This is a genomic window from Nostoc sp. (assembly GCF_036919555.1).
Classification (GTDB): Bacteria; Cyanobacteriota; Cyanobacteriia; order Cyanobacteriales; family Nostocaceae; genus Nostoc.
Genome location: NZ_JBALCS010000051.1, coordinates 1 through 13,062, shown reverse-complemented (window position 1 = coordinate 13,062; position 13,062 = coordinate 1). Strand labels below are relative to the sequence as shown.

Genomic DNA, 13,062 nt, shown 5'->3' with positions numbered 1-13,062 from the left:
AAAAATAGTAAACTACTTTTCGCTATCAGTGCTTTACCTTGGAAGATACCGGATAGCTTACCGCTCTTTCACTGACCGCTAACACGAGAATGGCATGACAGACCCAATGATTTTATCAAGCCCTGCTAATGACATCGACTCCCTCCGACGACCGTTAATCGCTGGGTCTGAAAAAGTCCAACAACAGATAATCCCACAGTTAGCTGAGTTGGGTAATGAGGGATTAGACGTGTTGATGGAATTTTTATTGAAACGACATGAGAACCCAGCGACTTGGGTTGATGGCAAAGCTTACGAAGTCCTTTATAACTCTGATGCACCTCAAGTCAAAGAATTTCTGCGCTCCTGTTTTCCTGAGGGAATTGTACCTCTAAAATCAGAGTGCGGCATTAACTATAATTCTTTGCAACAGCTATTGGCTGTTCAAGACTTCCAAGCAGCCGATCGCGTCACCATAGAAAAAATGTGTGAACTATCAGGGACAACGGCTGTACAACGAAAATGGTTGTATTTTAGTGAGGTAGAAAATTCCCCGGCTGTTGACTTGCAAACCATTAACAACCTCTGGTTAGTCCACTCCGAAGGTAAGTTTGGCTTTTCAGTGCAGCGAGAAATCTGGTTAAGTTTGGGTAAAAATTGGGAGAATTTCTGGCCGAAAATTGGCTGGAAAGCAGGTAACATCTGGACGCGATACCCTAACGAGTTTACCTGGGATTTGAGTGCGCCTAGAGGTCACTTACCCCTCTCTAATCAACTTCGCGGGGTACGAGTCTTTGCTTCTTTACTCTCCCACGCAGCTTGGTCGAAGAATTCAGAAAAATGATTTTGAGCCTACCTACAAATAGATTATGATCAATCCCACCAACCGAGAATTCTACGTGATCATTGAACGGGATGAAGATGGCTACTATGTCGGAGAAGTCCCTCAGTTACAAGCCTGTTACAGTCAGGGAGAAACAATTGATGAGTTGATGGCTAACATGAAAGAAGTAATTGAACTTTGTTTAGAAACAAAAAGTTATGAAAAAATACCAGAATTTATCGGGATTCAAAAGCTAGTAATTTAATGCCAAAACTACTAGTTTGAACAGGTCAAACAGTTATTAACGCCCTTGATAAAATAGGATTTCAGGCGGTGCGTCAAAAGGCTCTCATGTACAAATGGAACGTGAGGATGGACGCTTAGTAACTATTCCTGTTCATACTGGTAAAACAATAGGTAAAGGATTACTACGCAAAATGCTACGCGATGCTGAACTGACCAGAGAAGAGTTTATAGCATTGCTGGAATAATAAAGTTGGGAAGTTTTCTACCAATTCCAAATGCACAATCTCAAAATGGATAATGGCAAACGTTCGTCTAGAAGATATTAAACGTAGATTCAATAATGTCACCGCTATCGAGGACATTACCTTTGAAATTCCTGATGGCGAGTTTTGGGTTTTAGTCGGGCCATCGGGTTGTGGTAAGTCGACAATTTTGCGAACGATCGCGGGTTTAGAAACCGCAACATCAGGTAAACTATTTATTGGCGATCGCTTGGTGAATAATATCCCAGCCAGACAACGGGATGTGGCCATGGTCTTCCAAAACTACGCTCTCTATCCTCACATGAGTGTGGCGCAAAACATCGGCTTTGGCTTGCAAATGCGTCAGGTTGACCGGAGAATCATTCAAGAACGAGTGATGAATGTGGCGCGATCGCTTTCTCTGGATCACCTGCTGGATCGTAAACCCAAACAACTCTCTGGGGGACAGCAACAACGGGTAGCATTAGGGAGAGCGATCGCTCGTGAACCACAAGTGTTTTTACTTGATGAACCTTTATCTAATTTAGATGCCCAATTGCGCGATGATACAAGGGCAGAATTGAAACAGCTACATCAAGAATTAGGTATTACAACAATCTACGTCACCCACGATCAGGTTGAAGCGATGACTTTGGCTGATAAGATAGTCGTGCTAAATCGAGGGCGGATTCAACAAATCGGCGATCCCCAAACTATTTATACAAGTCCTGCTAATCAGATGGTGGCAAGTTTTTTAGGCAGTCCGCCAATGAATATTTTGCCTGCAATCTATGAAAATAACGGTTTTGATGTAAGTGGACAGTTATTAACGATTCCAGCAGTTGTGAAGGAAAAATTCCAGTTGCGTCAGGGATACAGTTTTGATTTGGGGATTCGTCCAGAGCATATAAAAATTAACACTGACTCAGTACTCAGTACTCAGTACTCAGGATTGTTATCAGTTGAAGTTAAAGTCGTGGAACCTTTAGGAAGGGAAACTTTGATTCGGGCTGGTTTACCTGGTTCGGCGGTGGTGTTAAATATTCAGGTGGGCGGGGGTGTGCGTTTGCGTCCAGGCGATCGCCTTTCTCTACAACTGGATTTAAATCATTTGTTTGTGTTTGATCCCAAAACTGGCGACAGAATCTTACCTCATGATTAAACTGCCAAAAATAATCGCCAATTCCCAATTTTTTGTAGCCAGAATCTAAGAAAATAAAACTGCAATACATATTTAATGGATTCGCTGTAAAACCTTATATGACTATTAATCGACGCCATTTCTTGTTCTTACTCACAGCAGGTGCGGGTACTTTTGCATTAGATGCTTGTGCATTGGCAGAGAAATCTTCTAATGGAAACACTGTAACTGCCGACACAACAGCAAATACAACAGGGGCTATCCAACTACCGCCTTTAGCTTACGCCTACGAAGCACTGGAACCACACATCGATGCTAAAACGATGCGGTTTCACCATGATAAACACCATGCAACTTATGTGAAAAACCTGAATGCAGCCTTAGACAAACACCCAGAACTCAAAGGCAAAAGTGTTGAAGAACTGTTGCAAAAACTTGACAATGTACCACAAGATATTCGTAAAGTAGTACGCAATAATGGCGGTGGTCATGTCAACCACTCAATGTTCTGGAAAATTATGAAGCCGAAAGGTGGGGGAGAACCAACAGGAGGTATAGCCGCCGCGATTAATCAAAATTTTGGCTCTTTTGCTGCTTTCAAAAAACAGTTTAACGAAGCTGGTGCTGGTCGTTTTGGTAGTGGTTGGGTTTGGCTAGTGCGTAACAATGGTGGCAAGTTGGAAGTGGCAACTACAGCTAACCAAGATAGTCCCTTAAGTGAAGGCAAATATCCCATCTTGGGTAATGACGTATGGGAACATGCATATTATCTCAATTACCAGAATCGCCGTGCCGATTATTTAGATGCTTGGTGGAATGTGGTTAATTGGGATGAGATTAACAACCGATTTGCAACAGCAAGTAAATTTGCCTGAAACCAGACAACAATTTAGAGTTATAGGCGCTTAAAAACTGGTAACAGAAACAACATTCTGCTGCCAGTTTTTTGATGTGATCCCAAATATTGTTTGACCAAACATGAAAACTGCTACAATAATTAATTCTAATCTCATGTCCATCAAATTACCCATAATAAAAGAACCCCTCCCCGCTTGCGGGGAGGGGAGACAAAGTACAGCTTTGGCGGGGTGGGGTTCTTCGGGTTTAATGAGCAATCAAACGGACATAATATAACTCCCCACTCCCTACTCCCCAGGCTTTTTCCAAGGAAGTTTGACTGTAAATCGACTGCCTTTGCCTAACTGACTTTCGGCATGGACAGTCCCACCGTGTAACTCGACAATTTTTTGCACCATCACTAATCCTAAACCACTGCCTCCAGAACGTCGGGTAGAGGAATTTTCAACCTGCATAAAAGGTTGAAATAATTTGAAAAGGTCATCGGAAAGCATACCAATACCCGTATCTACCACGCTGAAAAAGATATATTTATTTGTGGAATTTGGCTGGACTTCAATCCAGACTTTGCCTCCTTCTTTAGTAAACTTGATAGCGTTAGTCAACAAGTTGATAAATACTTGGCGGATGCGGCGTTCATCGACTTGGATGGGTTCGAGTTCTTCCGGTATTTGTAGACTCAGGTGGATATTTTTCTGGAACGCCAGATGTTTGACAAAACTTAGGCTGGAGTCACATAATCCGCGAATCGAAGTAGTAGCTAGTTGCAGTTCTATTTTGCTGGATTCGATATCGGTAAGGTCAAGGATCTGGTTAATCAATTCTAGTAGGTTCTTACCACTGGATTCGAGGATATTTAGGGACTGGCGCTGTTCTTCACTCACAGAGCCGTACACTTCATTTTGGAGTGATTCTGAGATTTCTAGAATGGAGTTTAAGGGAGTCTTCAGTTCATAGCTGATGTTTTTTAAAAAGGTGCTTTTGGCATGATTTGCCATTTCGGCAACTTCTTTAGCCTCACGCAGAGCGGATTCTGCCTGTTTGCGATCACATACTTCTAGAGTTAGGGCGACAAATTCCGCAATTGAACTAACGAAGTTTTGCTCACTCAGTTGCCATGTCCGGGGAATACCAATGTGCTCATACAATACTGTTCCCACCACTTCGCCCCCAACCCAAAGCTTGGTATCAATTAGGGATAAGATGTTATTTGGTTCTAGCAGTTCATTCCATAATTCTTGTACCCGGGGATCGGTGCGAGTATCGGTGACGGTGATGGTATGGGCAGCCGCCAGAGCTTTAAAGTAGATCGGATAATCTGCAAGGTTGCGTTCTATATCTGTCGAATGTCTCTGGTTGCTACGTTCATAGAGATTTATACATTGTAGTTTGGTGCGTTGGCGCAGCCCGCCGTAGGCATCGCTATTAAATAACCACACACCCACTCGCTCTACTTCTAAGGCATTCGCTGCTTTCTCTGTGATCACTTTAAATGCTGTTTCCAGATTTCCTTCAAAAACCGCTTTGTGATCTGCCAGTTCTGCCAGTACTTGACTATGCTGGCCTAGTTTTTGCTCACTGTTGATACGTTCTTGAATCTCTTGCTGTAATTCTTGAGTTCGCTGCTTAACTTGCAATTCTAACTCTTGATTTTTGGTAGTCAGTGCAGTAAAGGTTTTGCGTAACTGCTGCGCCATCTCGTTGAAAGATTCACCCAGCACCTCTAGTTCTTTAATGCCCTGTACTTTCACCACTGAGTCTTCGCCATTGGTAAAATCGGCTAAATCTTTTGTCGCCGTGCTGAAGTCCAGAATTGGCTGAGTTATCCAACGGGCGATGACAATCCCCAATATAGTAGCTAGTCCCAATGCTCCCAGACAGACAAAGATTGTAGTTTGAGTGTTGCGATAAATCTGCCCCATAAAGTCTGCTTCTGGGACAGCTACCACAATCAACCAGTTAACATTTGGTTCGCCTTGTAACGGTCTAATTTCTAAAAATTGTCGTTTGCCCTCAAAGGAGAAATCTAGTTGCTGTAAACTTTGAATCTGGTCAAAGTTACTAAATTTAGTTGCTAAATATTTAGCGGTTGCTTGAGTAAAGGAATTCCCGCTCTGGGAAGCTAGCAATCTAATCGGTTTACCATTTTGTAAGCGGAATGGTTCTTCCGTTGTCGAACTTGCTACTAATAGCCCCGATCGCTCGATAATAAAAATTTGCCCAGACTTACCAACTTTGATATTTTGCAGCAAATCCCCAATTTCTGATAAGTGAGTTAGAGTGCTGTTGACTCCGAGTAACTCACCTTGCGAATTATAGATGGGTTGAGATGCACTAATGAAGAGTGTTGGTTCAGTCAGGGGTGTAAAAATCTGACTAAAGCTGAATTTTTTAGCGGTAACTGCTGTTTGATAATTAGGACGCGATCGCGCATCATAGTTTTTGATCACCTCTGGTAGTTGGGTACGTTGACCTTGAGAGTCAATTCTGTAAGTGTAGAGATCGTACCCAGTTGACTTAGAGGCATATCTTAGCAAAAATTGGCGATCGTTGAGCTTCTCGACAGCTAAGTATTCTTGCTGTTCATTGCTTGCCGTTAAGGCCAACGCATCGGGAAAAATCTTTAACTGCTCTATTAAATATGGCTCCCAGGTTGCAAGATTCTCTATCCTCAGCAACCCCATATCAATAATATTTTGATTACTACGTAGTACTTGACGCGGGGTTGACAGATAAGTTTGTAAATTCTGCTCGACTCCATTGGCAACTTCACGGCGCAATTCGCTAGCTACCTCATTGACTGCTTTTTGCCCGTTGTGGATTGATAAATATGCAGTCAATCCCACAGCTAGGAAGATTTGCAGCACGAACAACGCTAGCAGGATGCAACTGAGGGGTACGCCTTTAAACAGGGAAAAAAGACCACCTTGCCCAGTATTTTTGTTCATCTGCCCACTCTCCCTGCTACCCCTGCCTGTCCTCTAGTATTGAGTACAACACCTCGACTTCGCTGTTCTGTGGGCTTATGCATAGTTTATACTCGGTCGGGTCAAGTGCCAATATACCACTTCTGGTAAAAGAACAAAACGTTAGTTAACTGCACCTGTAGATTTCACCAGCCAAATATTGCAATCTTCAAAGGGACTAAATACAACATTTCATTAATTCGTAGCGGATTCTCTGCGTGCCTCTGCGCTTCCCTCAGCGACGGCAGTCGCTCATGGGGAGCCACTGCGGTGGACGGGTTCCCCGGCATAAAGCAAGTGGCGTGGAAACCCCCATCGCTTTTAGCGTCTCCCCTTGGGAGAAGACTGCGCTGTCTTCCCTTTGCGTTTAAACTTCAACCATCAATCCGCAACAGTTAATTTGCGTAGTATATCAGACAAATTTATGGATATTCAATACCCTAAAATGGAGAGATATTAGGGGCTAATCTTAGCGAAATGTATATGGGGTCATAAAAAAACTGTGTTTGTCTGCCATAAACTACATCTCTAGATACTAGGCAGTTTCAGAACCAGGCATTTATATAATATATAAGATGACTAGCTTCTTAATTAGAAATCCATAAGTTAAAGAAATGCCATTTTTATATTTTCTTTGTTATTTTGTATTTAACGGGACAGTTCTTGATCATTTGGTGGGGTTAAATAACAATTAGTTAAGCCATTTCTCTCCCCAAAGATCCATGTAAATTATTTGCATTCTGCTTACTTCACTTCTGAATTTACAAGCACAATGCAAATTGGCCAGAAAGATTACATGGTAAGATTCCTAATCGGCAAATAGTTCATCTACAGAAGCAAAAACTTGCCTAAAACTATGCTTAAAACAATTAATCAGCGTATTTTTCTGCCTGCTTTTATTCACCCTTTTGAAGAAAAGAATCAAACAGGTAGTAAAAAGCAATTTGCTCAACCTAAATTAGATTTACTGCAACCATTACGTCAACGGCTGGACAAAATTGAGATTCAGAATCGGAAATTAGCCAAATTTATTGCTAAACTGATTCCTGCCCAGTGTCCATTCGAGCGTGATCTCATGCTTTTTGGTCGCAAAATAGGCCACATTCCGCCAATGTGTAAACTCAATCCGCTTTATAATGAACTTGTGTACTTGCGTTTTCGCGCTTTGTGTTATCTAGTAGATCAGTGTGGAGAGGATATTCAATCCTACTGCTAAACATAACTAGAGAAAACACAATATGGAAATTAAAATTGAGCATCAACCCAGTCAAGAATATCTCAATGAATTGGGCGTTTATAAATGGGAAATTTGGCAAAAGGAAGTTTCAAAATTTCCTTGGACTTATGATTCTCAAGAAACCTGCTACTTTTTGGAAGGTGATGTAGTTGTTACTCCTGATGGTGGACAGCCAGTGCAAATGGGTAAAGGCGATTTAGTTATTTTTCCCGCTGGTATGTCTTGTATATGGGAAATTACAATTAACGTCAAAAAGCATTATTACTTTGATTAGTCAAGATTCAACATTGATCCCCTTTGTTTTCTTGATGATCCAGAAGACCAACATCTCATAACTTAATTTGGATTTCTACTATCGGGGGGTTCGCAGCGAGTGTCATAGGATAAAGTGGCAGAATCGGTAAATTGCTTATATCCATATCTGTCGAAACTCGTTGCAACTCCATCCCCTAAACAGTATTCATAGAAATAGATAGTCTCATTTCCCCCAAATTTGGCAGAAAGTTCTTGCCAGATTGGTGGTTGATAACTAAAAATATAGTTGTAAAATTTTACTGCTTCAGCTTGATCGTAATTATAATTTCCTGAGTATTGATAAAAATCACTGTTGAAATTTAAGTGTTTATTCTTTGACTTTCTTATCACTTCGAGGGTTTGCGCCTTGTCCTACCCCTTTTAGCCACCGCTAAATCAACGTGGCGTCTGGTGTGGGAAAAGTAAAAACCCCTGAAACTACTTTCGGCATAGAGAAGGTGGATTAAACAGTCTGCTTGAACTTCATAAGAGTCCAGGACGACCAACAACCATCCCACAACTATGATGCCAAAGATATAACCTAATTGCTGAAAGTATTGATAGAGGCTGCTTTTAGCTTACAACAATTGGCGGTGACACCCGGTGGTAGCCCGTTGTATCTTTGTCCACTTTTTTACAAAATCTCACTACTACCCCCTACATTTGTTATATTTGGGACAGCATTTCAAATTAAACCTTCCTGTAGTATTGACTACTCTTCTTCCTCCGTTGCCAGGAACATTTACTCGTTTATCATTAGCGTTAGCTATATCAACTTTTATAGTAACTGTATAAGGACAGCGATTAGTTATAATAGCTCCATTATCAACAAACATAATCTGCCTGAACACATACTGGCAACGGAACTCGGTCAGCTACTGAACAATCATCAGCTAAAGCAGGTAATGCGGTAAATGTCAAAAATAAAAATACTAAACGTGTCGAAAAACTCATAACACCTTCCTCAATTCTAGAACTTACGCGTTGACAAATTTTTGATTGTGTGGAGGTTGTCATAGCAGACATAAATCACCTCAATAAAGTCGTAGTTTTGAACTAGCGAATATCTAATCTCCCCAAGGTGAGTTTGTCATATGCTAATAGCACTTTACAATACACTTATTTGATATCAAATAAGTGTATTGTTAATAATTTTACATATACCTCACTATTGAGAATCAACACTTTTCCTGTGATCGTTATAGGCTGTTAATTACAGGTTCTACAGTTTCCCAGTGAAAACAACTCGTCATGGTCGTGCCAAGGTTCTTACTCAGCAAGAGATACAGCTAATCTTCAGTGATGGCTTAGACAATAACCGCGATCGCACATTGTTTGCCGTGTGCTTGTTTTCTGCCTGTAGAATTCGTGAATGCTGTACCCTGTTCACCCAAGACATTTACACACCCAAGGGCAACGTTAGACCTCGGCTGATTATTAGGAAGTCAAACACCAAAGGGAAACTTGCAACTAGGTCAATCCCAGTGATTGAAGACTTACGGCGGTTATTAAACGAATACTACCCACTGGCAGGGGATGATTATAGCTATCCCGACATCACACAAATTGTTTCTAAGTAAGTCGAGTAGAAAATTTATAAGTATGTAACAAACAGTTAAGCAGAAGAATTAGAGTTAAATTTTACACGCCGTGTACTGTAGTTTCCTTTTTCTCCTCTTGTTTGAACTCCATCAATGACAGCATAGCCAAGGTCTAACTCATCCTCAAAAGTTTTCGAGGCAAGTTCATCTTTTTTGAGGTGTTGCTACTCCAATTCAATTGGATTCATCTCAGAACAATATTTGGGTAAAAAGAAGATGTACAAACCCATGTCTTCCCACTTTGACCATAACTGCTGTACCTCTTTGCACCGATGTATTGGGCCGTTATCCTGCACTATGACTCTGATGTGTCCAGACTTTTCAGCTTCCGCTGCTTCAAGTTCCATCATCTGAATATAAGATTTGCGTGAAACGCCTCCAATCACCAGACCGTAAACAAAACTAATTAAAGGCTGAAGAAAACCAATAATACTTAACCTTCGTCCCCGACGCTGACTTTGTTCTAAACGTTTTTGTTTGCCTCGGAAGTAATAGAAAATCCAGAGAGTTCATAATCATGTTAGTGGGAGTTTAATTATAGAAGATACTGTTTAGCAGAAAAAGGTTTCGTCCCACCGCAATTTTATTGAGGAAAATTATCAAAAATGTTACTGCATTTAAGTACTTGGCAAGAAGTCGAAGCCTATTTACAGCAGTCAAAGGGGATTATTTTCCCTATTGGTTCCACAGAACAACACGGGCCAACGGGGTTAATTGGTACTGATGCTATTTGTGCAGAAGCGATCGCTCGTGGTGTAGGTGATGCAACCCAAGCGATCGTTGGGCCTACAATCAATGTGGGGATGGCACTACACCATACTTCCTTTCCGGGCACAATCAGTCTGCGTCCTAGCACTTTAATTCAAGTAGTGCGAGATTATGTAACTTGTTTAGCCAAAGCTGGTTTTAACAAGTTCTACTTTATTAACGGACACGGCGGTAACATCGCTACCCTGAAAGCGGCTTTCTCAGAAACTTATGCTCATTTAGAAGATTTGCAGATTGCCAATGCTCAACAGCTGCAATGTCAAGTGGCAAACTGGTTTATGTGCGGTTCTGTATATAAACTAGCCAAAGAATTATATGGGGATCAAGAAGGTTCTCATGCAACCCCAAGTGAAGTAGCCCTTACCCAATACGTTTATCCAGAGGCGATTAAGCAAGCACCCCTTTCAGTAGAAGTTGCAAGCGGACACAGGATTTATAGTGCAGCTGACTTTCGAGTGCGTTATCCAGATGGACGCATGGGATCAAATCCGGCTTTAGCAACGCCTGAACACGGTAAGCAATTTTATGACTTGGCGGTGAAAGAACTTAGCAATGGGTATTTGGAATTTGTGAACGCAGATTGACATTCTCCCCACCAAACTTGTTGAAGGTGGGGATTCTAAAGATCGCTCTTTAGGCTTTCTCTTTGGGCGAGTTGATTTGCTTGAAGGAGTTTCTTCATCCAAGTATTGATCAAGTCTCTCCAGAGAGACTACAGCCAATAGTTCGTTATTGTCGGGTGGACATTGCAATGCCCACCCTACTTACTGTGGCCGATTCAGATAAAATCTGCTGTATGGCTATTGAAAATCGCTCTAAGTTACCACCCTTAAACCTTAGACGTGAGAAATCTTGATATCTCCGCATGTGCCAACACAGCACCAGGTTCGCGCTGGAGAGCGTTGTAATATTTTCGCTCGAAGGTATTGCCCGTCTCTAACGGTACAATCAGCGTGCGGACATCAGCAATCAACTTTTGGAAATCGTCCAGCGCTATCGGTTCATCTGCTTCGAGCATTTGATCAACCTGCACAACCACCTCAGAAATGCGATGTAGCCAAGCAAATTGTTCATGAGCGATAACGAGCTGAAGAAGTTCTCCACTTGATACTCGTCCACTAACCTGTTCGTAGGCAATGCGTTCTGTCTCCAGCAACATCTTGTGAAGGTGGAGTAATTTGTTTCGTAAATCACGCAGATATTGATGTTGACGTATTCTTTCTGAAAGTATGTTAGAAGTCAATGTTACCCATCCTCTCGTTATAATAGTGTTCGATGCCTTAAATAAATTCTGCGTCGGTATTCATCACGATAGACCGTAGCGAACAACTGGTTTGTTGAGTGATCCGCTAGCGATGAATAGCATAACAAATGGTGGCGTAGACCCTCGCTAAAAGGCTGGCCGCTCTTGTCAGAACTTCTCCTTCTCTTTTTATTCAAGACTCTCCACATAGCTTGCTTCCCCATAGGAGTAAGGGAGCGGCACTTCTTCACTGTCTTCTACAAATAGCACCATTAGCCATCTGCCCAACCTCAGTTCATGTATTTGGTTTCCTTGCTAAGAAGCATTATAATCAACATATCTTTTTATAACCGTTATATCTTATATTGGATTAATCATATATTAGCATAAACTTAGAAGAAGTACATGGTGGAGAACCGATCAAGAAAATGTTAATTATGGAAAAACAGTCTTCATGTCCCTAGCATATGTAATTCTAGGTCTTCTTCAGCAGCAAGAAATGACAGGCTACGACCTCAAAACGAGCTGCTTTGATCAATGCATTGCCCATTTGTGGCCAGCAGACCAGGCACAAATTTACAGAACTCTTGATAAGCTAGTACAGCTTGGCTGGATTACCTGTACGATTGAGATTCAGCGCGATCGCCCCAACCGTAAAGTCTACAGTGTGACGGAGCCAGGAAAAGCCGAATTCGCCCGATGGCTTGGGACTCATCAGCCCTTACCGACTATCCGAGAACCTTTGCTCCTCCAGTTGCATTTTGCAGATCAGTTGTCGAATGAAACCATTATTTACCTACTGGAGCAACAAGTTGCGGCTCGAAGCAAAAAGCTTGCTGAATGTGAAACCATCTATTTGCCATCACTCGCTGATGAGTCTGCCAATCGTGAGCAGGTGATGCAAAGGCTCGTGCTGGAGTTAGTGATCCGAAGAGAACAGACTTATCTTGATTGGTTGAAGATAGCGATCAATGTGATCAATCATCAAAAGCCATCTGTATCACATTACCAGATTCTTTGATACTCCCTAGCATTAATCCCCACTTGTAGCAACTCGTCCCACCTCTGACAGCAGTTTTCATCTATTTGAACCACATCTGTCGTAGGGAACATTGCTATGCCGTTACTGAGTGGTCTATTTACCTGAAAATAGCTGTAATATCATGTCCGCTTGATTGCTTATTAAACCCGAAGAACCCCAAAGAGCCAAAGCTATGCTTTGTCTCCCCTCCCGAAGAGCCTATCCATTACCCGGATCTTTCTTAACATTTGCGAGAGCGATCGCTCACGTTTTTTCTAAGCCTTATTCGTTCGTTGTTCATTCTCAATAAAAACCTAATTTTAGCGAGAAGACAAATAGCTAATTTGTCAAGTATGCCTGACACCTCAGTGTTCAAGATACTTGTAAAACAAGCGTTTCAAGATTGTGAAGAAAGATGTGACTAATGGATAGCGAAGAGCGGGGAGGGGATTAAGGGGAGCCAGCGCTCAGAGGGGTCTCCCCAAGTGGAGCATCTGGCGTGTGGGGTTCTTTTATTATGGGTAATCTGGCGGACATGATATAAGGACTTGACACTGGTAGGGTCGAGAGAAGTTATTACTAACCTCTCCCTCCCATCCGAAACCGTGCTTGCGACTTTCACCGCACACGGCTACTCCGGTGT

Annotated in this window: 14 protein-coding genes; 10 read left to right on the top strand and 4 right to left on the bottom strand. The window is 42.0% G+C overall.

Features of this window, described 5'->3' with window-relative positions; translation table 11 throughout:
- The first annotated feature begins 94 nt into the window (after positions 1-94).
- The 5 genes from V7K36_RS14800 to V7K36_RS14780 all read left to right on the top strand — a co-directional run bounded on the left by V7K36_RS14800 (position 95) and on the right by V7K36_RS14780 (position 3,306).
- Positions 95-823, top strand: a complete 729-nt coding sequence (locus V7K36_RS14800; protein ID WP_335116876.1) for a GUN4 domain-containing protein — start codon at positions 95-97, stop codon at positions 821-823.
- Positions 824-848: 25 nt separating this feature from the next.
- On the top strand, positions 849-1,067 hold the full coding sequence (locus tag V7K36_RS14795) for a type II toxin-antitoxin system HicB family antitoxin (protein ID WP_334944000.1): 219 nt from the start codon (positions 849-851) through the stop codon (positions 1,065-1,067).
- A gap of 94 nt (positions 1,068-1,161) precedes the next feature.
- The gene (locus V7K36_RS14790; RefSeq protein ID WP_335116874.1) at positions 1,162-1,293 is read left to right on the top strand and encodes a type II toxin-antitoxin system HicA family toxin; all 132 of its coding nucleotides are present in this window, start codon (positions 1,162-1,164) and stop codon (positions 1,291-1,293) included.
- Between the two features lie 52 nt (positions 1,294-1,345).
- Positions 1,346-2,452, top strand: coding sequence for an ABC transporter ATP-binding protein (locus V7K36_RS14785; protein ID WP_335116872.1), 1,107 nt, complete (start codon positions 1,346-1,348; stop codon positions 2,450-2,452).
- A 98-nt stretch (positions 2,453-2,550) separates the two neighbouring features.
- Complete coding sequence (locus V7K36_RS14780) at positions 2,551-3,306, top strand: superoxide dismutase (protein WP_335116870.1); 756 nt, start codon at positions 2,551-2,553, stop codon at positions 3,304-3,306.
- 270 nt (positions 3,307-3,576) lie between these two features.
- Here V7K36_RS14780 and V7K36_RS14775 read toward each other — a convergent pair whose 3' ends face one another.
- The gene (locus tag V7K36_RS14775) at positions 3,577-6,237 is read right to left on the bottom strand and encodes a sensor histidine kinase (RefSeq protein WP_335116868.1); all 2,661 of its coding nucleotides are present in this window, start codon (positions 6,235-6,237) and stop codon (positions 3,577-3,579) included.
- Positions 6,238-7,111: 874 nt separating this feature from the next.
- Between V7K36_RS14775 and V7K36_RS14770 the strand changes: the two genes are divergently transcribed.
- Complete coding sequence (locus V7K36_RS14770; RefSeq protein WP_334830128.1) at positions 7,112-7,471, top strand: Mo-dependent nitrogenase C-terminal domain-containing protein; 360 nt, start codon at positions 7,112-7,114, stop codon at positions 7,469-7,471.
- Positions 7,472-7,493: 22 nt separating this feature from the next.
- On the top strand, positions 7,494-7,766 hold the full coding sequence (locus V7K36_RS14765) for a cupin domain-containing protein (protein ID WP_335116866.1): 273 nt from the start codon (positions 7,494-7,496) through the stop codon (positions 7,764-7,766).
- Positions 7,767-8,611: 845 nt separating this feature from the next.
- Here the strand turns inward: V7K36_RS14765 and V7K36_RS14760 are convergent.
- The gene (locus tag V7K36_RS14760; protein ID WP_335116864.1) at positions 8,612-8,740 is read right to left on the bottom strand and encodes a hypothetical protein; all 129 of its coding nucleotides are present in this window, start codon (positions 8,738-8,740) and stop codon (positions 8,612-8,614) included.
- Positions 8,741-9,021: 281 nt separating this feature from the next.
- On the opposite strand from V7K36_RS14760, the gene V7K36_RS14755 reads away from it, so the two are divergent.
- Positions 9,022-9,366, top strand: coding sequence for a site-specific integrase (locus V7K36_RS14755; protein WP_335116862.1), 345 nt, complete (start codon positions 9,022-9,024; stop codon positions 9,364-9,366).
- Between the two features lie 185 nt (positions 9,367-9,551).
- Here V7K36_RS14755 and V7K36_RS14750 read toward each other — a convergent pair whose 3' ends face one another.
- The gene (locus V7K36_RS14750) at positions 9,552-9,887 is read right to left on the bottom strand and encodes a transposase (protein WP_335117226.1); all 336 of its coding nucleotides are present in this window, start codon (positions 9,885-9,887) and stop codon (positions 9,552-9,554) included.
- Positions 9,888-9,992: 105 nt separating this feature from the next.
- On the opposite strand from V7K36_RS14750, the gene V7K36_RS14745 reads away from it, so the two are divergent.
- Positions 9,993-10,739, top strand: coding sequence for a creatininase family protein (locus tag V7K36_RS14745; protein ID WP_335116860.1), 747 nt, complete (start codon positions 9,993-9,995; stop codon positions 10,737-10,739).
- Positions 10,740-10,984: 245 nt separating this feature from the next.
- Here the strand turns inward: V7K36_RS14745 and V7K36_RS14740 are convergent, their stop codons facing one another.
- Positions 10,985-11,398: a hypothetical protein gene (locus tag V7K36_RS14740; protein ID WP_334943985.1), complete on the bottom strand. Its 414-nt coding sequence runs from the start codon at positions 11,396-11,398 to the stop codon at positions 10,985-10,987.
- A gap of 454 nt (positions 11,399-11,852) precedes the next feature.
- On the opposite strand from V7K36_RS14740, the gene V7K36_RS14735 reads away from it, so the two are divergent.
- A complete protein-coding gene (locus V7K36_RS14735) occupies positions 11,853-12,419 on the top strand; it encodes a PadR family transcriptional regulator (RefSeq protein WP_335116858.1) in 567 nt (188 codons plus the stop codon).
- Positions 12,420-13,062: the final 643 nt, after the last annotated feature.

What these genes read in the sequence shown, in the direction of transcription:
- V7K36_RS14770 (WP_334830128.1), top strand. Translation starts at nt 7,112, where the DNA reads ATGCTTAAAACAATTAATCAGCGTATTTTTCTGCCTGCTTTTATTCAC.
- V7K36_RS14735 (WP_335116858.1), top strand. Translation starts at nt 11,853, where the DNA reads ATGTCCCTAGCATATGTAATTCTAGGTCTTCTTCAGCAGCAAGAAATG.
- V7K36_RS14785 (WP_335116872.1), top strand. Translation starts at nt 1,346, where the DNA reads ATGGCAAACGTTCGTCTAGAAGATATTAAACGTAGATTCAATAATGTC.
- V7K36_RS14800 (WP_335116876.1), top strand. Translation starts at nt 95, where the DNA reads ATGACAGACCCAATGATTTTATCAAGCCCTGCTAATGACATCGACTCC.
- V7K36_RS14790 (WP_335116874.1), top strand. Translation starts at nt 1,162, where the DNA reads ATGGAACGTGAGGATGGACGCTTAGTAACTATTCCTGTTCATACTGGT.
- V7K36_RS14745 (WP_335116860.1), top strand. Translation starts at nt 9,993, where the DNA reads ATGTTACTGCATTTAAGTACTTGGCAAGAAGTCGAAGCCTATTTACAG.
- V7K36_RS14775 (WP_335116868.1), bottom strand. Translation starts at nt 6,237, where the DNA reads ATGAACAAAAATACTGGGCAAGGTGGTCTTTTTTCCCTGTTTAAAGGC.
- V7K36_RS14795 (WP_334944000.1), top strand. Translation starts at nt 849, where the DNA reads ATGATCAATCCCACCAACCGAGAATTCTACGTGATCATTGAACGGGAT.
- V7K36_RS14760 (WP_335116864.1), bottom strand. Translation starts at nt 8,740, where the DNA reads ATGAGTTTTTCGACACGTTTAGTATTTTTATTTTTGACATTTACCGCA.
- V7K36_RS14765 (WP_335116866.1), top strand. Translation starts at nt 7,494, where the DNA reads ATGGAAATTAAAATTGAGCATCAACCCAGTCAAGAATATCTCAATGAA.
- V7K36_RS14780 (WP_335116870.1), top strand. Translation starts at nt 2,551, where the DNA reads ATGACTATTAATCGACGCCATTTCTTGTTCTTACTCACAGCAGGTGCG.